This window comes from Variovorax sp. SPNA7 (genome assembly GCF_033807855.1).
GTDB classification, from domain to species: domain Bacteria; phylum Pseudomonadota; class Gammaproteobacteria; order Burkholderiales; family Burkholderiaceae_C; genus Variovorax; species Variovorax beijingensis.
In genome coordinates, this window is record NZ_CP138513.1 from 4,042,474 (window position 1) to 4,059,210 (window position 16,737).

Annotated in this window: 20 protein-coding genes; 8 read left to right on the plus strand and 12 right to left on the minus strand. The window is 69.0% G+C overall.

All coding sequences use genetic code 11. The annotated features are described in order from the left end of the window. Positions 1-9: 9 nt before the first annotated feature. Positions 10-915, minus strand: a complete 906-nt coding sequence (locus tag RZE77_RS18935) for a LytTR family DNA-binding domain-containing protein (protein WP_319438772.1) — start codon at positions 913-915, stop codon at positions 10-12. Positions 916-1,045: 130 nt separating this feature from the next. Between RZE77_RS18935 and RZE77_RS18940 the strand changes: the two genes are divergently transcribed. Next, positions 1,046-2,287 carry an acyltransferase family protein gene (locus RZE77_RS18940; protein ID WP_319438773.1) on the plus strand — a complete coding sequence of 414 codons (1,242 nt, stop codon included), beginning with the start codon at positions 1,046-1,048 and terminating at the stop codon, positions 2,285-2,287. Here RZE77_RS18940 and RZE77_RS18945 read toward each other — a convergent pair. After that, complete coding sequence (locus RZE77_RS18945) at positions 2,223-2,642, minus strand: PaaI family thioesterase (protein ID WP_319438774.1); 420 nt, start codon at positions 2,640-2,642, stop codon at positions 2,223-2,225. The genes RZE77_RS18940 and RZE77_RS18945 overlap by 65 nt on opposite strands. 221 nt (positions 2,643-2,863) lie before the next feature. Here RZE77_RS18945 and RZE77_RS18950 point away from each other — a divergent pair, with 221 nt between their 5' ends. Then, positions 2,864-4,489, plus strand: a complete 1,626-nt coding sequence (locus tag RZE77_RS18950) for a DUF4139 domain-containing protein (RefSeq protein WP_319438775.1) — start codon at positions 2,864-2,866, stop codon at positions 4,487-4,489. 13 nt (positions 4,490-4,502) lie between these two features. Here RZE77_RS18950 and RZE77_RS18955 read toward each other — a convergent pair whose 3' ends face one another. Next, positions 4,503-4,952 (minus strand): Fur family transcriptional regulator, encoded by a 450-nt coding sequence (locus tag RZE77_RS18955; RefSeq protein WP_319438776.1) that lies wholly within the window; start codon positions 4,950-4,952, stop codon positions 4,503-4,505. Positions 4,953-4,987: 35 nt separating this feature from the next. Next, a complete protein-coding gene (ylqF, locus tag RZE77_RS18960; protein ID WP_319438777.1) occupies positions 4,988-5,959 on the minus strand; it encodes a ribosome biogenesis GTPase YlqF in 972 nt (323 codons plus the stop codon). Between the two features lie 205 nt (positions 5,960-6,164). Between ylqF and bamE the strand changes: the two genes are divergently transcribed. From bamE to RZE77_RS18975, 3 genes are all read left to right on the plus strand, one after another. Next, a complete protein-coding gene (gene bamE / locus RZE77_RS18965; protein WP_319438778.1) occupies positions 6,165-6,764 on the plus strand; it encodes an outer membrane protein assembly factor BamE domain-containing protein in 600 nt (199 codons plus the stop codon). Between the two features lie 145 nt (positions 6,765-6,909). Beyond that, a complete protein-coding gene (locus tag RZE77_RS18970) occupies positions 6,910-7,338 on the plus strand; it encodes a CBS domain-containing protein (RefSeq protein WP_015866410.1) in 429 nt (142 codons plus the stop codon). Positions 7,339-7,438: 100 nt separating this feature from the next. Continuing rightward, on the plus strand, positions 7,439-7,798 hold the full coding sequence (locus RZE77_RS18975) for an HPF/RaiA family ribosome-associated protein (RefSeq protein ID WP_145746170.1): 360 nt from the start codon (positions 7,439-7,441) through the stop codon (positions 7,796-7,798). A gap of 16 nt (positions 7,799-7,814) precedes the next feature. Here RZE77_RS18975 and RZE77_RS18980 read toward each other — a convergent pair whose 3' ends face one another. From RZE77_RS18980 to RZE77_RS19010, 7 genes are all read right to left on the minus strand, one after another. Continuing rightward, positions 7,815-8,261 (minus strand): MerR family transcriptional regulator, encoded by a 447-nt coding sequence (locus RZE77_RS18980; RefSeq protein WP_319426947.1) that lies wholly within the window; start codon positions 8,259-8,261, stop codon positions 7,815-7,817. Next, the gene (locus tag RZE77_RS18985; protein ID WP_319438779.1) at positions 8,251-8,682 is read right to left on the minus strand and encodes a nuclear transport factor 2 family protein; all 432 of its coding nucleotides are present in this window, start codon (positions 8,680-8,682) and stop codon (positions 8,251-8,253) included. Before RZE77_RS18985 ends, RZE77_RS18980 begins: the two co-directional genes overlap by 11 nt. A 103-nt stretch (positions 8,683-8,785) precedes the next feature. Continuing rightward, positions 8,786-9,709: an SDR family NAD(P)-dependent oxidoreductase gene (locus RZE77_RS18990; RefSeq protein WP_319438780.1), complete on the minus strand. Its 924-nt coding sequence runs from the start codon at positions 9,707-9,709 to the stop codon at positions 8,786-8,788. A gap of 106 nt (positions 9,710-9,815) precedes the next feature. Next, complete coding sequence (locus tag RZE77_RS18995; RefSeq protein ID WP_018906274.1) at positions 9,816-10,196, minus strand: response regulator transcription factor; 381 nt, start codon at positions 10,194-10,196, stop codon at positions 9,816-9,818. Between the two features lie 180 nt (positions 10,197-10,376). Beyond that, positions 10,377-11,933, minus strand: coding sequence for a glutamate--cysteine ligase (gene gshA / locus RZE77_RS19000; RefSeq protein WP_319438781.1), 1,557 nt, complete (start codon positions 11,931-11,933; stop codon positions 10,377-10,379). Positions 11,934-12,053: 120 nt separating this feature from the next. Further along, the gene (locus tag RZE77_RS19005) at positions 12,054-12,353 is read right to left on the minus strand and encodes a putative quinol monooxygenase (protein ID WP_319438782.1); all 300 of its coding nucleotides are present in this window, start codon (positions 12,351-12,353) and stop codon (positions 12,054-12,056) included. After that, on the minus strand, positions 12,350-13,021 hold the full coding sequence (locus tag RZE77_RS19010) for an alpha/beta hydrolase (RefSeq protein WP_319438783.1): 672 nt from the start codon (positions 13,019-13,021) through the stop codon (positions 12,350-12,352). Before RZE77_RS19010 ends, RZE77_RS19005 begins: the two co-directional genes overlap by 4 nt. Positions 13,022-13,130: 109 nt before the next feature. Between RZE77_RS19010 and RZE77_RS19015 the strand changes: the two genes are divergently transcribed. Beyond that, positions 13,131-13,598 (plus strand): Fur family transcriptional regulator, encoded by a 468-nt coding sequence (locus RZE77_RS19015; protein ID WP_319438784.1) that lies wholly within the window; start codon positions 13,131-13,133, stop codon positions 13,596-13,598. Between the two features lie 13 nt (positions 13,599-13,611). Here RZE77_RS19015 and zigA read toward each other — a convergent pair whose 3' ends face one another. Continuing rightward, positions 13,612-14,805 carry a zinc metallochaperone GTPase ZigA gene (gene zigA / locus RZE77_RS19020; RefSeq protein ID WP_319438785.1) on the minus strand — a complete coding sequence of 398 codons (1,194 nt, stop codon included), beginning with the start codon at positions 14,803-14,805 and terminating at the stop codon, positions 13,612-13,614. A gap of 114 nt (positions 14,806-14,919) precedes the next feature. Between zigA and RZE77_RS19025 the strand changes: the two genes are divergently transcribed. Then, positions 14,920-15,585 carry a glutathione S-transferase gene (locus tag RZE77_RS19025; RefSeq protein WP_319438786.1) on the plus strand — a complete coding sequence of 222 codons (666 nt, stop codon included), beginning with the start codon at positions 14,920-14,922 and terminating at the stop codon, positions 15,583-15,585. A 34-nt stretch (positions 15,586-15,619) separates the two neighbouring features. Then, positions 15,620-16,723 (plus strand): M14 family metallopeptidase, encoded by a 1,104-nt coding sequence (locus RZE77_RS19030; RefSeq protein ID WP_319438787.1) that lies wholly within the window; start codon positions 15,620-15,622, stop codon positions 16,721-16,723. Positions 16,724-16,737 lie beyond the last annotated feature (14 nt).

A 16,737-nucleotide genomic window follows, 5' to 3' on the forward strand; every position in this document is an offset into this window, starting at 1 on the left:
CAGCCCGGGTCAGCCCGCCCCGGCGCGCAGGGCATCGCGATAGCGCCGGCTGCAGGGCACCGTGCTGCCGTCGTGCATGTGCAGCCGGGCATCGCCGCCGTCGAGCGGCTCGATTTCCTTGATGCGGCCCAGGTTGACGGCGTGGCTGCGGTGCACGCGTACGAAATGGGCGGGGTCGAGCTGGGCCAGAAAATCGGTGAGCGTGGCGCGCAGCAGGTAGTCGTGGCCGTTGACGTGCAGGCCGACGTAGTTGCCTTCGGCCTGGAGCCAGTCGATGTCGCTGGCGGCAATCAGGAACTCGCGCCGCAGCTTGCGCACCAGGAAGCGCTCGGGGCGCGCGGGCGGCGCGGCTGCCTGATGGGCTTCGGCGGGCTCGGCCGGCGCTGCTGCCGCCGCCTCGGGCTGGTCGAGCACGCGCGCCTCGCCCTGCAGCCGCAGCATGAACACGCCGTAGACCCAGATGCCGAACACCATCGACAGGTAGGCGCGCACGTCCTTCAGGTATTCGTAGCCCCAGCGCCCGGTCCAGCCCGCGAAGTCGTAGCGCTCGCCAACCGCCGCGTAGACCATGGCGCGCAGCGCGAACATCGCCGCCACGTGCACCACGCTGAAGACCACGCTGGCAGCCAGGTGCCAGCCCAGGTAGCGCAGCAGGTGGGTGCGCGCGAGCGGCGACAGCCGGTGCTGGATGGCCACGACGGCCGGCACCAGCGCCAGCAGCACGAGGTGGCTCGACACCTCCCAGGTGATGATTTCCCAGGCAGCGCGGGGCACGGCGCGGTCGCGCGCGTCGACCAGCGCCACGGTGGTGTTGAACACCGCCTGCAGCGCCATGAAGACGATCCAGAAGCCCACTTCCACGCGGCGGCGGATGGGTTCGTAGCGCTCGTACAGGTTCTTTCGGGAATCTCCCATGCCCGGGATTCTCGCGATCCGCGGGCCGGGCGGGCGAATTTCGTCCCTGGAGGGCACCGCTCGTCACAAAAGGCCCGCGATCCGTCCCCTGGGCAGGCCGCGCGCGGCGGGTGGGCGCAACCATCGACCGATGAACACAACCGCATCCACCCTGCCCGACCGGCGGCACGACATCGACGCGCTGCGCGCGCTGGCCTTCCTGCTGGTCATCCTGTACCACGTGGCGATGTACTACGTGGCCGACTGGCCCTGGCACCTCAAGAGCCCGCACGCGGCCGAATGGCTGCAGTGGCCGATGCGCGTGCTCAACCTCTGGCGCATGGACCTGGTGTTCCTGGTCTCGGGCGTGTCGCTGGGCTTCCTGAGCCGCAGCCAGGGCACCTGGAGCCTGCTGCGCAGCCGCGGCGTGCGGCTGATGCTGCCGCTGGCCTTCGGCATGGCGGTGGTCGTGCCCTACCAGGCCTATGCGCAAGGCGTGGCCAGCGGCCTGGTGGCGCCGGGCTTCGGCGCCTTCCTGCTGCGCTATCTTTCCATGAGCGATCCGTGGCCGAAGGAGGCCTTTGCCGGCGCGGAGTTCGGCATCACCTGGAACCACCTCTGGTACCTGCCCTACCTGTTCACCTACACGGCGCTCATTGCGCTGACGTTGCCGCTGTGGCGGTCATCCGCCGGCCAGTGGATGCGCCGCCGATTCAACGGACTGCGCGGCTGGAAGCTGCTGTTGCTGCCGGCGCTTCCGCTGCTGGTCTGGACGATGCTGCTGGCCCGGCACTTTCCGCCCACGCACAACCTGGTCCGCGACTTTCACCTGCACAGCATCTACTTCACCGTGTTTCTCTACGGCTACTGGATGGGCGTGGACACGGGCGTGTGGCGCGAGCTGGAACGCCTGCGGCGGATGTCGCTGGCGCTGGCGGCGGCGGCGATCACCACCTTCATCGTGCTGCGGCTCGGCGCCAAGGGACCGCCCTCCGGCGTACCGATGGACGCCTTGCGCATGCTCTACCTGTGGCTGGCGGTCGCCACGATCCTGGGCCACGGCCATCGCCACCTGAACCGTCCGTGGCCCTGGCTGCGCTGGGCCAACGAGTCGGTGTACCCGTGGTACGTGCTGCACCAGACGCTGATCATCGCGGGCATTGCGCTGCTGGCTCCGCTCGCGCTGGGGCCGGTGCTGGAGCCGGCCTTGCTGGTCGCACTGACCATCGCGGGCTGCTGGCTGCTCACCGACGGGTTGATCCGCCGCTTCAACTGGCTGCGCCCGCTGTTCGGGCTCAAGCCCCGGCGCGCCGGCGCCAAGGCGGCAGTCACCTTGCCAACGGAGGCTCTTCCACCGGAACCAGGATGGCACTCCCCGTCGCCACGAGCTTGAGACTGCCGCCATCGCCCTGGCCATAGAGTTCGGCGGTGGTGAACACCTGCTTGCGCCCCGCCTTCACCACCTTGCCGCGCGCGATGAAGGCTCGGCCGAGCGCGGGCGACAAGCAGTTCACCGAGAAATGCGAGGCCAGCACGCGGCCGGCCACCGTGGCGGCCGCGAAGCCGCAGGCGGTGTCGAGCATGGCGCCGATCAGCCCCGCATGCAGGAAGCCGGCGTACTGGCCCATGTCTTCCTCGCGCCATTCCATGCGCAGTTCGGCTTCGCCGGCGGCGGCGCGGGTGACTTCGAAGCCGGCCCAGCGGTTGAAGGCAGCGGTCTTGTTGACGGCCTGGATGGTGTCGAGCATGGAAGATCTCCTTGGAACGGAAATGCGTTGGCGTAGCGGACGGCCCCACTCTACGAAGCGCTGCCGCCACGCGTCGTCGCGCGCGTGACCGGCGGCGCTGTTGCGGTTGCATTGGCGACAGCAACGCCCGCATCGAAAAAATTTGCAATGACTTGACCCCGTTGGACGAGCCCGGCCGTATGAGTGGAGACAAGCCATCCATCCACTTCCGAAGGTTCTCCATGCAAGCACCCTCCTGCGCCTTTCTTCTCCGTGCCAGCTTCGCCGCCACCACCTGGCTGGCGGCGAGCACCGGCGTCCACGCGCAAGCCGCAGCCGACAATTCGCGCATCACCCAGGTCAAGGTTTATCCCGGCAGCGCCACGGTGGAGCGCGTCGCGCGCGTTGCGGCCGGCAGCCGGTCGGTCACCTTCGCCTGCCTGCCCGCGGGCCTCGACGTGCAGAGCCTGCAGGTGTCGGCCGGCGCATCGGTGCGCGTGGGCGAGACCTCGGTGCTCAGCGAGGCGCGCGAACTGTCGCCCCGCTGCGCCACCAGCGCGCTCGACGGCCGCATCCGCGAACTGGAAGACCAGAAGGCCGCACTGCAGGCCGAGAACGACGCGCTGGGCATGGTGACGGGTTACCTCAAGGGCCTCTCGGGCGGCACCGGCGACTCGGTCCAGGGCGCCCGCGCGCCGATGGATGCGCGCAACCTCGCCGCCATGGCGGAGGCGATGCGCCGCACCGGGCAGGACTCATTGCTCAAGCAGCACCAGATCCAGCGCAGGCAGGCCGACATCGACCGGCAGCTCAATCCGCTGCTGGCCGAACGCAAGCGCTCGCAGGGCCACGGCGCGCAGGTGATGGCCGTGACCGTGACGCTGGCCGCCAGCACCGATGCCGACGTGAAGCTGAGCTACCAGGTCGCCGGCCCCGGCTGGACGCCCACCTACCGCGCGCTGCTCGACACCGCCACGAGCAAGGTGCGCATCGAGCGCCAGGCACTGGTGGCGCAGGCCACGGGCGAAGACTGGCGCGGCGTGAAGCTGGTGCTCTCCACCGGCCAGCCGCGCCGCGAAACCGCGGGCCGCACGCCCACGGCGTGGCGCATCGGCATCGAGCCGCCGCCGCGTGTCCAGGGGGGCATGGCCGCGATGATGGCGCCGGCGCCCGCCGCGCCCGCCGCATCCGCCGACCGGCGCGCCATGGCCGAAGCCACGGAGCCCCTGTTCGACGTGAACGTGTTCGACAACAGCTTTGCCACCGAATTCGCGGTGCCCCAGGGCATCGACGTGCCCTCCAGCGGCCAGCGCGTGACGCTGGCGCTGGGCCAGCACGAAGACACGGCCAAGCTCGCCGCGCGCACCAGCCCGCGCGTGGATGCCAGCGCCTTCCTGGTGGCCGAGCTCGCGCAGCCGGCGGGCGTATGGCCGGCCGGTGCGCTGCAGCTCTACCGCGACGGCAACTTCGTCGGCAGCGGCCGGTGGAGCGCGCCGAGCGACGCCAGGCTCACGCTCTCCTTCGGCCGCGACGAACTGGTGCGCGTGCAGGCCGAGCCCGAGAGCGACAGCCAGGGCACGGGCGGCTTTGCCGGCTCGCGCGCTGAGCGCAAGGTGCAGCGCGCCTACGTGGTGGAAAACCGCCACCGCACGCCGATTGCGGTGCAGGTGCTCGAGGCCGCGCCCGTCTCGGTCGACGAGCAGGTGCGCGTGGCCGCGCAGTTCTCGCCGCAGCCCGGCGAGCTGGCCTGGAACAAGCAGCCCGGGCTCGCCATGTGGCGCTTCGACCTGGAGCCCGGCAAGACCGCGCGCGTCGCGGCCGACTACACCATCAGCTATCCGAAGGACGCGCGCCTGCAGGTGCGCTGACCCGCCACGGGAGTCAGTGCGCCTTCGGCGACCGCGCCTTGCGGGCGGCACCGGCGCAGGCCGCGCACACGCCATGCAGCGTCACTTCGTGGCTCTTCACCTGGAAGCCCTTGGGCACCAGATCGGTCATGGGCCCGGGGCATGCATGCAGCATGAAGACCTGCCCGCAGCTGCCGCAGTGGAAGTAGTGATGGTGGTGGTCGGCCTCTTCGCCGTGATGGTGCGAATGGTGGTGCGCATCGGGCTTGCAGGCCACTTCGTAGCGCGCCGGCTCGCCGGGCAGCTCGACCTTGGCGATCTCGCCGTCGGCCAGCAGCATGGAGACCTGGCGGTACACGGTGGAGAGGCTGATCTCGGGCACGATGGCGCGGGCGCGCTCGAGGATTTCCGGCGCGGTCAGCACCAGGCCGGTGTCGCTGAAGGCGGAGAAGACCGCGTTGCGTTGGCGCGTGAGGCGTTGCATGTTTCGATGATAGTGGGCGGGCGGCCTCCGGCCGGTCAGTCCGGCCGTGGCCCTTCGCCCTCGGCGGACTCGTCGGCCGGCTTGCGCTTCTTTCCGCGCGCCGCCTTCTTTGCCGCACGCTCCGCATCGGCGCGCAGCCCCTCGGCGAGCCACTGCGCAAACTCTTCGGGCGTTTCGAGCGTGATGCGCCCGAGGTTGCCCGCGCGGAACTCGTGCATCACGATCTCGGCCGCCTTCTGCAGGTTGACGCGGCCCTTGCCCAGCAGCGCGCCGCGCTTGCGCCCGATGGCGTCGAGCACTTCCTCGTCCTTCATGGCGGCAATGGCCGCGGCGTCGTGCTCGGCCAGCTTGAAGCGCTCGGTGATGCCCGCCGCGTAGTGCGTCTTCAGGTAGTTGAGCAACTCCAGCGCCACTTCTTCCTCGTCGAAGGCGTTGCGCCCGACGGCGCCGCTGGCCGCCAGGTTGTAGCCGCTCTTGGGCACCACGATGCGCGGCCACAGCATGCCGGGCGTGTCCCACAGGTAGAAGTCGTCGGCCAGCGTGATGCGCTGCTCCAGCTTGGTGATGCCGGCCTCGTCGCCGGTCTTGGCCTTGCGGCTGCCGGTGAGGGTGTTGATGAGGGTCGACTTGCCGACGTTCGGAATGCCGCAGATCAGCACGCGCATCGGCTTGGCCATGCCGCCGCGGTTGGGCGAGAGCTCGTGGCAGGCGCGCACGATGGCCTGCGCGGGCGTGGTCAGGCTCGCGTCGAGCGCAATGGCGCGCGTGGCCGGCAGCGCGTTGTAGTGCGCAAGCCAGAGCGCCGTGCGCGCCGGGTCGGCCAGGTCCTGCTTGTTGAGCACCTTGAGCGTGGGCCGGCCGGAGGTGAGTTCGGCCAGCATCGGGTTGGCGCTGGAGCCGGGCAGGCGCGCGTCGAGCAGCTCGATGACCACGTCGATGTCCTTCACCCGCTCGGTGATGGCCTTCTGGGTCGTGTACATGTGCCCGGGGAACCACTGGATCGCCATCGATGGATGTTCTTTCTTTCGCTCTGTGGGGGAAGGTGCGGGCCCGAAGGCCGGGTGCGCATTGTGGACCGCGATGTGCGGCAAATCACGCCGCTACGCTTTCTGTAGCTGCACAGGCCCATTTTGCCTGTGCCTGCGCGCACCGCGCCCTCTAGAATCCGCGCGCTGCATGCGCAGCCATTTTCAATAAATACGAGGGAAATCCATGTTCAAGCGCCTTGCCGCTGCCGCCTTGCTGGCAGCCACCGTCGTTCCCGCGACCGTCGTCCATGCCCAGCGTCCCTCGCCGCCGCCGGGCCCGCTGGTCAGCGGCTACCTGTGCTGCAACATGCGCACCTACGGCAATTCGATCAGCGACATCAACTACGACGAGCAGGGCACCAGCATCGTGGCCGTGGGCACGCCGGCGCGCATCACGGGCTACGACTTCCGCTGGTTCAACCTCGATCTCGCGGGCAAGCCCCAGCGCATCAAGAACGACTACAGCCGCAACATCACCCTCATCGACTTCGCGCAGCGCTACGTGGTGACCGAAGACCCGAAGCAGAAGATGGCGGCCTTCGCACCCGCCGTGCGCGACGCCATCGTGGCCGGAAAAGTGGCGCCCGGCATGACGCGCGCACAGGTGCTGATGGCCATCGGCTACCCGGTGGCCAGCGAGAACCCCAGCCTCGATGCGCCCACCTGGCGCTACTGGCGCGACAGCTGGTCGGAGTACCAGGTGAGCTTCGACGACAAGGGCCTGGTCAAGACCGTGGTGGGCGACCCGGTGGCGCTCAGCCGCGTGCTCGCAGCAACACCTTAGTTCGCGTCGGCGTGCGTCCTTGGGTGGCGCGCGCAATCCCCTAGAGGTTTTTGCATCGCGGGGTTGGTTCCGCCCCTATCATTTGGCCGAGTGCGGCGCATGGACGCGTCGGTCGAATCAGAACTTTTTTGATGGAGTTACCGCGATGAAACCCGTCTCCGAACTGCTCAAGCGCCACGATTCCGCGGCCTGGCGCACCTCGCCCGACACCAGCGTGTTCGATGCGCTGGCCACCCTGGCGCGCTTCGAGGTCGGCGCGCTGATGGTGATGGACGGCGACCGGCTGGTGGGCTTTCTGTCCGAGCGCGACTACACCCGCAAGGTGGCGCTGCAGGGCAAGAACTCCAAGGAGATGAAGGTCTCCGAGATCATGACGCCCGACGTGATGACCGTGACCCCGCAGACCCGCACGCGCGCCTGCATGGCGCTGATGAGCCAGCGCAAGTTCCGCCACCTGCCGGTGGTCGATGGCGCCAAGGTGGTGGGCATGATCTCCATCCAGGACCTGATGGACGACATCATTGCCGACCACGAGGAAACCATCGCGCAGCTCACGACCTATATCCAGAGCTGAATCCCGCCCCGTCCCGGGGGTTGGGGAACATGCCTACGCGGACCTGGGCCGTTTAGGGCGCACAGTAGAGGCTCGTTCATCCATCATCAGGGACAAGACAATGCAGATTCAGGTCAACACGAGCAACGGTGTCAACAACAAGGACGCGCTGGAGCGCTGGGCCGATGCGGAAATCAAGCAGCAGCTCGGCCGCTTCGTCGACGATGTCACCCGCGTCGAAGTGCATCTGAGCGACGAGAACCACGACAAGGCCGGTGCCGGAGACAAGTGCTGCGTGATGGAAGCACGCCTGGCCCACCACCAGCCGCTGGCCGTCACCCAGCACGCCACCACCCTCGACGAGGCCTTTCGCGGCGCGGCCGACAAGCTCAAGCGCCTGCTCGACAACACGCTCGGCCGCCTGAACAACCACCGCGACCGCGATTCGATCCGCAAGGACACGGGCTTCATCGCGGAGTAGGCGGGCACCGCACCGGCTACCGCGCCTTTCGCCTGGGCGGCGGCGCGCGCGGCGCTTCGGCGGGCAGCAGGGGCGGCCTGTGGCCGCTTTGCATCCAGTCGTCGTAGAAATCGATCTTGCGCTCGACCAGCGACAGCGCCTGGTTCCAATCCGCAATGGTTTCGGCCACGCGCGCGCGGTGCGCGGCAAGCAGGTCGCGGCGCTGGCGCAGCGTGGCCTTGCCCTGCAGCGCGAGCGCGGTGTATTCGCGCATCTCGGCAATCGACATGCCGGTGCGGCGCAGCCGATCCATCAGGTCGAGCCAGCCGACGTGCAGTTCGCCGTAGAGGCGCCGACCGCCTTCGTCGCGCACGACGCCCGGCACCAGGCCCTGCGTCTCGTACCAGCGGATGGCATGCACGGTGCGGCCGGTGCGCTGGGCCAGCTCGCCGATGTGAAAAGGCGCGCCGCCGTCAGCCGGCATGGGCAGGAACCGCAGCCGGCGGCGCCTCGAGCGCCTGCTCGACCAGTGCGGTGTCGAAGTACTCGGTCAGCTCTTTCACCTTGCCTCCTTCGATGCGGTAGATGTAGCAGTAGCGGTTGTTGTAGCGCTTGCCAGCCCGGGTGGGCACGTCGCCGCTGAACAGCACCACCACGCGGTCGCCCTCGGCAATGATGCGCTCGGTCCTGCTCACATAGGGGCCCGCGAACTGCGCGAACAGCGGCTTGAGCAGCTCTTCGCGGATCGCGGCCTTGCCCGCGTAGGTGCGCGACCACGGCGTGCTGCCTTCCAGCGTCCAGCGGGCGTCGTCGGCCAGGCTGTCGATGAAGAGCTGGCCGTTGCCCTTGTCCAGCTCGGAATGGATGCGCTGCACCAGCGCCCTGCTGTCGTCTGTCGTGTTCATGGCTGCTTTCCCCGGATGGATGAATGAAACCGGAAGGCCCGGTCAATCCATTGGAAATGCTCGAGTGCACTCGAGGTCAAGCGGCCATGGACCGGATGGCGGATCAGCCTTTGCCGGCGCTCGCCATCGCCTTGCCGACCTCGTTGCTGCCCTGGGCCGAGCCGCTCTGCGGCACGATCTCGCCCTCGCGCGAAGTCACCTCGGCGAGCCGCGCGGCCAGCTGCTCGGGCGTGTCCGCGCCAATGCCGAGCCAGGCGCCCTGCGTCAGCGTGATGTGCGCGGCCTCGAAGGTGCCGGCACCGGCGCAGAGGATGGTGCGGTTCGGCGCGTTCTCGGCCGCCAGCACCAGCATGGCGGGCACCACGGCCTCGGGCTTGAGCGCGTCCAGCACTTCCTGCGGCATCAGCCCCTCGGTCATGCGGGTGGCCGCGGTCGGCGCCAGGCAATTGACGCGGATGTCGTTCTTTGCGCCTTCGATGCTCAGCGTCTGCATGAGCCCCACCAGCGCGAGCTTGGCGGCGCCGTAGTTGCTCTGGCCGAAGTTGCCGTAGAGGCCGGAAGACGAGGTGGTCATGACGATGCGGCCGTACTTCTGCTCGTTCATGAGCGCCCAGACGGCCTTGGTGCAGTTCACCGCGCCCATCAGGTGCACGTCGACCACCAGCTGGAAATCGGCGAGCTCCATCTTGGCAAAGCTCTTGTCGCGCAGGATGCCGGCGTTGTTGACCAGGATGTCGACGCGGCCCCAGGCGTCGACCGCCTGCTTCACCATGGCCTGCACCGCCTCGAAGTCGGTGACGGAGGCGCCGTTGGCCATGGCCTGGCCGCCCGCGGCCTCGATCTCGTCCACCACCGCCTGCGCCGCGCTCACCGAGGCGCCGGAGCCGTCGCGGGCGCCGCCCAGGTCGTTGACCACCACCCTGGCGCCGCGCGCCGCCAGGGCCAGCGCATGCTGGCGGCCCAGGCCGCCGCCCGCGCCGGTCACGATGGCCACGCGGCCCTTGAAGTCGATGGTGCTGTTGCTCATCTCGCTGCTTTCTTTCCTTGGGAATGGGTGTGCCGATGGCCGCCGCGGCGGCCGCGTGGCGTTTTACCCCAGAAAGGCGCCCGGGCAGCGCCGCCCGGAAGCAGGCTCAGTCGCGCGCGTGACGCAGCGTTTCGCAGTAGGCCACCAGCTGATCGAGCTCGGCCGACTTGTCGAAGAAGGCATCGGCGCCCAGTTGCGCGGAGCGCTGGCGCATCTCGGAGGTGGCGTAGTTGCTCAGCACCACGACCTTCTGCTTGGCCGCGCGGTGGCGGCAGGCCCGGACCACGCCCAGGCCGTTGCCGTGCTCCAGGAAAAGATCGACGATGGTCAGGTCCCAGTCGTCGCGGTGATGGTCGAGCCAGTGCACGGCTTCTTCCTCGCTGCTGGCGCAGGCCACCACGTCCGCGTCAGCCACGTCGTGCAGGAAGCCGACAAGGTTTTCGCGAATGAGGGGGCTGTCCTCGACAAGGTAGGCCTTGAAAGTCATGCCGCAATCTCCGGCCGAACCAGGGGCCGGAGTCGAGATCTGAAGCTGGCGGGTTGCATGCCGCCCATGGTCGCTGCGGCAGCGGCTGCCATGGTGGGCCATGCCGGCCAATGCCTGTAGGCCAACGCGCTTCGCGCCTGTCGTCAGGCGGGCGATGTGGCAGTGGGACGCGCCGGACGCTCAGGCCGCAACGGCCACCCGCCCGCGCCCGATTCCCAGGCGCGCGGGGGACACGTACTGCTCCCGGTAGATCTCGAAAGGCATGGTGTCGGCGGCCTCGATGCGCTTTTGCTCCTGGATCGATTCCTCGGTCATGCGCTCGAACCCGGCCTGCTGCTCGGCCGAGAACGGCAGGGCCAGCAGCGTGGCGCGGGTCTGCTCCGACTGCGCGCGCACGAAGCCGATGAAGGAATTGCCGTGCTGCTCTTCGACCGCGGCCAGCACCCGCGCCGAAGGCAGGCTGCCGGGAGTCTGCAAAGCGGCCATTGCGGCGCGCACCGCATCGGCATGCTGCGTGCCGCCGCTCGCGGCGTCGAGCGCGGCGGCGATGGGCCGGCATTGCTCGACGAGTTCGATGCCCCAGTCGGCCAGGCCCACTTCGCGGCCGCCGCGCAAGAGCTGCAGGCCCGGCTCGCGTCCGCGCGCCGCCGTGAGGTGCTGGTTGTGGGCCAGTTCGGCGATTTCCTGGGGCGTGTCGGCCGGGCTGTCGCTCAAGAGGCACTGCAGCAGGAACACGTCGAGAAAGCGCATGGTCTGCGCGTTGATGCCCACCGGCTCGAAGGGGTCGAGGTCCATCAGCCGCACCTCGACGTACTCGACGCCGCGCTCGCGCAGCGCATGCAGCGGGCGCTCGCCGGGGTGGATCACGCGCTTGGGCCGGATGGTGCCGTAGAACTCGTTCTCGATCTGCAGCAGGCTGGTGCCCAACTGGTTGTAGTCGCCGCCGAGGTTGCGGATGCCGATGGCCTCGTAGGCCGGCCAGGGCCGCGTGAGCGCGTCCTGCAGCGAGGCGCCGTAGCCCTCGAGGCTGTTGTAGCTCACGGCCAGCGAGGCCTGGGCGTCGCTCTGGTAGCCCAGGCGTCCCATGCGCAGCGAGGTGCCGTGCGGCATGAACATGCTGCCGTCGCCCAGCGGCTGCAGCTCGTGCGGGCGCCCCGCGACAAAGCTGGAGCACAGCGCGGGCGAGGCGCCGAACAGGTACAGCAGCAGGAAGGCATGGCGCCGGAAGTTGCGGATGAGCGCGAAATACTGTTCGCTGGACACGTCGGGCAGCGACCAGTTGTAGTGAATGCCCGAGATGGTCTGCATGCGCCGCCCGTAGCGGTGGCTCAGGCCCATGCGGTAGACGCTCTTGGCGCGCCCGACGTTCGAGGAGCCGTAGCGCCCGATGGGAATGGTCTCGTCGGTCGGCAGGCCGCAGGGCATGCTCGACACCCAGAGGCGCTCGTCGCCGAGCGAGGCGAGCACGCGGTAGGTGAACTGGTGGACGCGCGTGAGCTCCTCCAGCGCCGACTCGGCGCTGGCATGCACGCCCGTGATGAGCTCGAGCTGCGATTCGCTGAAGTCGGTGGTGATGTGCGGATGGGTCAGCGCCGATCCCAGGGCCAGCGGGTGCGGCGTGAGCGCGAGCTTGCCGTCCGGCAGCGCGCGCAGGCTTTCCTTCTCGATGCCGCGCCGCATGCCCTTCAACCGCGCGGCTGAGAGCGCACCCAGCCTCTCCTGCAATCTGCTGCTCATATTGTTATGACCCGTCAATCTCTGAGGGGCTGGAAGGTAGCACGGCCGCGCGGGCGTTGCTTGTGCAAGGAATCCCGGCATCCGCTATGCTGCGCGCCGCTATTGTTTTGATAGCTGGGCTCATGCGGGCTCGATCTCTTCGGACTGGTAGATGGAGATCTGCGGCGTGCCGTCCGCCATGGCGGCCAGCGCCTTGCCGAAGGCGCGCGACGCCTCATCGCGGAAATGCGCCTTCAGCGCCGCCATGTCGCTCCAGCGCTCCACGAAGCTGAGCCGCAGCGGCTGCTGCACGTCGGCGCTGACCTCGTGCGAGATGCAGCCGGGCTCGGTGCGCGAGCGCAGCACGTGCTCCACGCTGATGGCGAGCATCGCGTGCAGGGTTTCGGGCTTCGCCATGGCGTGTCCGATGACGAGGATCATTTTTTCGTCTCCAGCACGCGCAGAAGAAACTGGTTCAGGTCGGCGATCTCATCCATGCAGACCGAGTGCGCCATCGTGTACTCATGCCACTCGACGGGATGGCCCAGCGCGGTGAGCGCGTCGCGCGACTGCAGCGCCCGATCGAGCGGCACCACCGGGTCCTGCCGGCCATGCGCCAGGAAAACCGGCGTGTCGTGGTTGGCCGCATGCCGTTCGGCCGCGGTGGTGGCGGCGATCGGCAGGTAGCCCGAGAGACCGACGATGCCGGCCAGCCGCTCGGTGTGGCGCAGCCCGGTCAGGAGCGCCATGGCGCAGCCTTGCGAGAAACCTGCCACCACGATGCGGTTGGCCGCAATGCCGCGGGCCTTCTCGTTGGCGATCAGCGCCTCGATGGTGGCCTGCGAGCGGCGCAGGCCCGCCTCGTCCTCGCGCGCCACCAGGTCGGCCACGGCAATGTCGTACCAGGCCGGCATCCGGTAGCCGCCGTTGATGGTGACGGGGATCACCGGCGCGTTGGGAAACACGAAGCGCACCGGGCCCACGCTCGACAGGTCGAGCTCGTTGGCAATCGGCACGAAATCGTTTCCGTCGGCGCCCAGGCCGTGCATCACGATCACCGTGGCGGTGGGATGGGGAGCGGTCTCGATTTCGATCGGGGAACTGGACATGGTCGGTAGAAGGTATTCAGAAACGCGAAAAACCAGACCTTAGCGCATTCGGGCCGCCGGGGGCGCGGGCTCACGGAATGCAACACAATGTCGGTTCCACGGAAAACCAATGAGCCCGCATCCGAAGCCCCCCATCGCCGCGACGGCGCCCGACAGCGAAACCCTGCTGCGCAGCAGCGGGCTGCGCGTGACGCGCGCCGCGCAGACCGTGCTCGAACTGCTGGAGCACGCCTCCCAGCCGCTCACGCACGACGACGTGGTGGCTGCCTACACCGCCGCCGCCGGCGAGGCGCCCGACCGCGTCACGGTGTACCGCGTGCTCGACCGCCTGGTCGACGCCGGCCTGTGCGACCGGCGCGTGGGCGCGGACCGCGTCAACCGCTTTTCGCGCCATGTGGAAACCGCCTCGGGCAACACCTTCGAATGCGACCAATGCCACAAGGTGCTCGCGCTCCCCTCCGATCCCGAACTGCCCAAGGTGATGAGCCGGCTCGGCCGCGAGCTGCGCAAGCAGGGCATCGACACCCGCCACACCGCGCTCACGCTGCATGGCACCTGCGGGGAATGCAGGGGCTGAGCTCTCGGGCCGGCTACGCGTTCCAGGCCGGAAAAGGATCGGGCAGGTCTGCCCACGACGAAGCGCCGCGCCGCATTTCGCTTTCGGTCAGCAGGCAGGCATCGAGCCGCGCGCGCAGGGCCGCCTCGTCCATGCCGATACCGATCAGCACCAGTTCCTGGCGGGCATCGCCGGTGGCCGCGTCCCAGTTCTTGCGGATGACCGCCAGCGCCTCCTCGTCGGCCGGCCAGTGCTCGCGCGGCACGGCGGCCCACCACAGGCCCGCCACGCCGTAGCGGCAGGCACCGCCCGCCTGCGACCATGACCCGGCCCGCGTGGCGCGGCTCGCGAGCCAGAAGAATCCCTTGGAGCGCACCACGCCCTCCCACTCGCTTTGCACCAGCGCCCAGAAGCGCTGCGGATGGAACGGCAGGCGCGCGCGGTAGACGAAGCTGCGGATGCCGTAGGCCTCGCTCTCGGGCTGGTGCTCGCCGCGCAGTTCGGCCAGCCAGCCGGGCGCGCGTTCGGCCTGCGCGAAATCGAACAGGCCGGTGCCGAGCACGCGGTCGAGCCCGACGCGGCCGAACGCCGCAATCTCGATGCGCGCACGCGGATTGAGGCTGCGCAGAATGGCCACGAGCCGCTCGCGCTCGTCGGCGCTCACGAGATCGGTCTTGTTGACCACCAGCACGTCGCAGAACTCGATCTGCTCGATCAGCAGGTCGACCACGGTGCGCGTGTCCTCGTCGCCCAGCGACTGGCCGCGCTGGCCCAGGCTGTCGGGCGAGCCGTAGTCGCGCAGGAAGTTGAAGGCATCGACCACCGTCACCATGGTGTCCAGGCGCGCCACGTCGGCCAGGCTCTTGCCGTCCTCGCCGGCAAAGGTGAAGGTCTCGGCCACCGGCAAGGGCTCCGAGATGCCGGTCGATTCGATCACCAGCTGGTCGAAGCGCCCTTCCCTCGCGAGCCGGCCCACTTCGAGCAGCAGGTCTTCGCGCAGCGTGCAGCAGATGCAGCCGTTGCTCATCTCGACCAGCTTCTCGTCGGTGCGCGAAAGCTCGGCACCGCCGTTTCGCACCAGGGCCGCGTCGATGTTGACCTCGCTCATGTCGTTGACGATGACCGCCACGCGGCGGCCCTCGCGGTTGTGCAGGATGTGGTTGAGCAGCGTGGTCTTGCCGGCGCCGAGAAAGCCGGACAGCACGGTGACGGGGAGGCGGTCGGTCATGGGGATGGTCCTATATGCAACAGAATTGCATTATATGAACCAGTGCAACGCAGTTGCATTTGAATGCAGCCGGGCTTCCGCCGGCGCTGCCGCGCGCATAGACTCCTGCGCTCGATGCAAGCCACAAGCCTTCCTGTCCTCTACAGCTTTCGCCGCTGCCCCTACGCGATGCGCGCCCGGCTGGCCTTGGCCGCCAGCGGCGAGCGTTGCGAACTGCGCGAAGTGGTGCTGAAGAACAAGCCGCGAGAAATGCTCGCCGCCTCGCCCAAGGGCACGGTGCCGGTGCTGGTGCTGCCCGGCGCCACCGTGCTGGAGCAAAGCCTCGACATCATGCTGTGGACGCTGGGCCGCAACGATCCGCTGCACTGGCTCGCGCCCGAGGCGGGCACGCTCGACGACATGCTCGCGCTCGTGGACGCGTGCGACAACCGCTTCAAGCCGCAGCTCGACCGCTACAAGTACCCGGGCCGATTCGCGGACGCGCCCGCCGGCGGCGCACGCGAGCTGGGTGCGCAATTCCTGCTGCAGCTGGAAGCACGGCTCGCCAGTGGCTCTGGGCAACAACTCTTCGGCGCGCGGGCGGTGCTGGCCGATGCCGCCGTCATGCCCTTCGTGCGGCAGTTCGCGATGGTCGAGCCCGCGTGGTTCGAAAGCCAGCCCTGGCCGCTGCTGCGCGCCTGGCTCGCGGGCTGGACCACCTCGCCGCTGTTCGAGCGTGCGATGCACAAGTACGCGCCCTGGACCTCGGGCGAAGCGGGCGCCGCCTATCCGCCGGACTGACAACACCCCTACATCCACGCACAGCCCCCCACCCATGCACACCCCCTCCACTGCCGCCACCCGCCATTTCTCGGGCACCTACGCCGAAGCGCGCGCCAAGTTCCTCGATGCCGCGGCCATGCGCGGCGCCGCGATCGAATCCTTCGTGCTGCCGACGCACCGCGGCGCACTCGGCGAGGAACTGGCGACCGACGCGGCGCTGATCGGCGCCAGGGATGCGAAGAAGCTGCTGCTCGTCACCTCGGGCACGCACGGCCCCGAGGGCTTCTGCGGCTCGGGCGCGCAGGTGGCCACGCTCCACGACACCGACCTGCTGGGCCGGCTCGAACAGGCGGGCGTGGCGCTGCTGCTGGTGCATGCGGTCAACCCGCACGGCTTTTCGCACCTGCACCGCACCAACGAAGACAACATCGACCTGAACCGCAACCACATCGACTTCGGTGTGCCGCTGCCGGCGAATGCGGAGTACGCCGAGGTCGAGCCGCTGGTGTTGCCCGACAGCTGGCCGCCGACGCCCGCCGACGAAGCCGCCATGGCCGCCTATGTCGAGAAGCACGGCATGCGCGCTTTCCGCGCAGCCGTCACCCGGGGCCAGTACAGCTCGTCCGACGGCCTGTTCTACGGCGGCACCGCGCCCTCGTGGAGCAACCGCACGATGCGCGCGATCCTGCGCAGCTATGCCGCGTCGGCCACGCACATCGGCTGGATCGACATCCACACCGGCCTTGGTCCCTACGGCCATGGCGAGAAGATCTACCCGGGCCGCAACGCGCCGGCCGATCTTGCGCAGGCGCATGCCTGGTGGGGCGCCGACGTGTTCGCGCCCTTTGCCGGCGACTCGGCCTCGGCCGACGTCTCGGGGCCGGTGGTCTCCATCGCCTACGACGAGTGCCCCGATGCAAGCATCGCGCCCATGGGCCTGGAGTTCGGCACCCTGCCCGACGGCCAGGTGCTGACCCGCCTGCGCGCCGACACCTGGCTGCGCCGCCACCCCGAGGCGCCCGAGGCGCAGAAGCGCGAGATCCGCCAGCAACTGCGCGACGCGTTCTACTGCGACAACGACGAATGGAAGGGCATGGTGCTGGGGCAGACGCGCGTGGTGCTGCTGCAGACGCTGCAGGGCCTGAAGAAGGCCTGATCCAACGGGCCGGG

Excerpts from the sequence above, each read along its gene's own strand:
- RZE77_RS18935 (WP_319438772.1), bottom strand. The coding sequence starts at position 915 with ATGGGAGATTCCCGAAAGAACCTGTACGAGCGCTACGAACCCATCCGC.
- RZE77_RS18940 (WP_319438773.1), top strand. The coding sequence starts at position 1,046 with ATGAACACAACCGCATCCACCCTGCCCGACCGGCGGCACGACATCGAC.
- RZE77_RS18945 (WP_319438774.1), bottom strand. The coding sequence starts at position 2,642 with ATGCTCGACACCATCCAGGCCGTCAACAAGACCGCTGCCTTCAACCGC.
- RZE77_RS18950 (WP_319438775.1), top strand. The coding sequence starts at position 2,864 with ATGCAAGCACCCTCCTGCGCCTTTCTTCTCCGTGCCAGCTTCGCCGCC.
- RZE77_RS18955 (WP_319438776.1), bottom strand. The coding sequence starts at position 4,952 with ATGCAACGCCTCACGCGCCAACGCAACGCGGTCTTCTCCGCCTTCAGC.
- ylqF (WP_319438777.1), bottom strand. The coding sequence starts at position 5,959 with ATGGCGATCCAGTGGTTCCCCGGGCACATGTACACGACCCAGAAGGCC.
- bamE (WP_319438778.1), top strand. The coding sequence starts at position 6,165 with ATGTTCAAGCGCCTTGCCGCTGCCGCCTTGCTGGCAGCCACCGTCGTT.
- RZE77_RS18970 (WP_015866410.1), top strand. The coding sequence starts at position 6,910 with ATGAAACCCGTCTCCGAACTGCTCAAGCGCCACGATTCCGCGGCCTGG.
- RZE77_RS18975 (WP_145746170.1), top strand. The coding sequence starts at position 7,439 with ATGCAGATTCAGGTCAACACGAGCAACGGTGTCAACAACAAGGACGCG.
- RZE77_RS18980 (WP_319426947.1), bottom strand. The coding sequence starts at position 8,261 with ATGCCGGCTGACGGCGGCGCGCCTTTTCACATCGGCGAGCTGGCCCAG.
- RZE77_RS18985 (WP_319438779.1), bottom strand. The coding sequence starts at position 8,682 with ATGAACACGACAGACGACAGCAGGGCGCTGGTGCAGCGCATCCATTCC.
- RZE77_RS18990 (WP_319438780.1), bottom strand. The coding sequence starts at position 9,709 with ATGAGCAACAGCACCATCGACTTCAAGGGCCGCGTGGCCATCGTGACC.
- RZE77_RS18995 (WP_018906274.1), bottom strand. The coding sequence starts at position 10,196 with ATGACTTTCAAGGCCTACCTTGTCGAGGACAGCCCCCTCATTCGCGAA.
- gshA (WP_319438781.1), bottom strand. The coding sequence starts at position 11,933 with ATGAGCAGCAGATTGCAGGAGAGGCTGGGTGCGCTCTCAGCCGCGCGG.
- RZE77_RS19005 (WP_319438782.1), bottom strand. The coding sequence starts at position 12,353 with ATGATCCTCGTCATCGGACACGCCATGGCGAAGCCCGAAACCCTGCAC.
- RZE77_RS19010 (WP_319438783.1), bottom strand. The coding sequence starts at position 13,021 with ATGTCCAGTTCCCCGATCGAAATCGAGACCGCTCCCCATCCCACCGCC.
- RZE77_RS19015 (WP_319438784.1), top strand. The coding sequence starts at position 13,131 with ATGAGCCCGCATCCGAAGCCCCCCATCGCCGCGACGGCGCCCGACAGC.
- zigA (WP_319438785.1), bottom strand. The coding sequence starts at position 14,805 with ATGACCGACCGCCTCCCCGTCACCGTGCTGTCCGGCTTTCTCGGCGCC.
- RZE77_RS19025 (WP_319438786.1), top strand. The coding sequence starts at position 14,920 with ATGCAAGCCACAAGCCTTCCTGTCCTCTACAGCTTTCGCCGCTGCCCC.
- RZE77_RS19030 (WP_319438787.1), top strand. The coding sequence starts at position 15,620 with ATGCACACCCCCTCCACTGCCGCCACCCGCCATTTCTCGGGCACCTAC.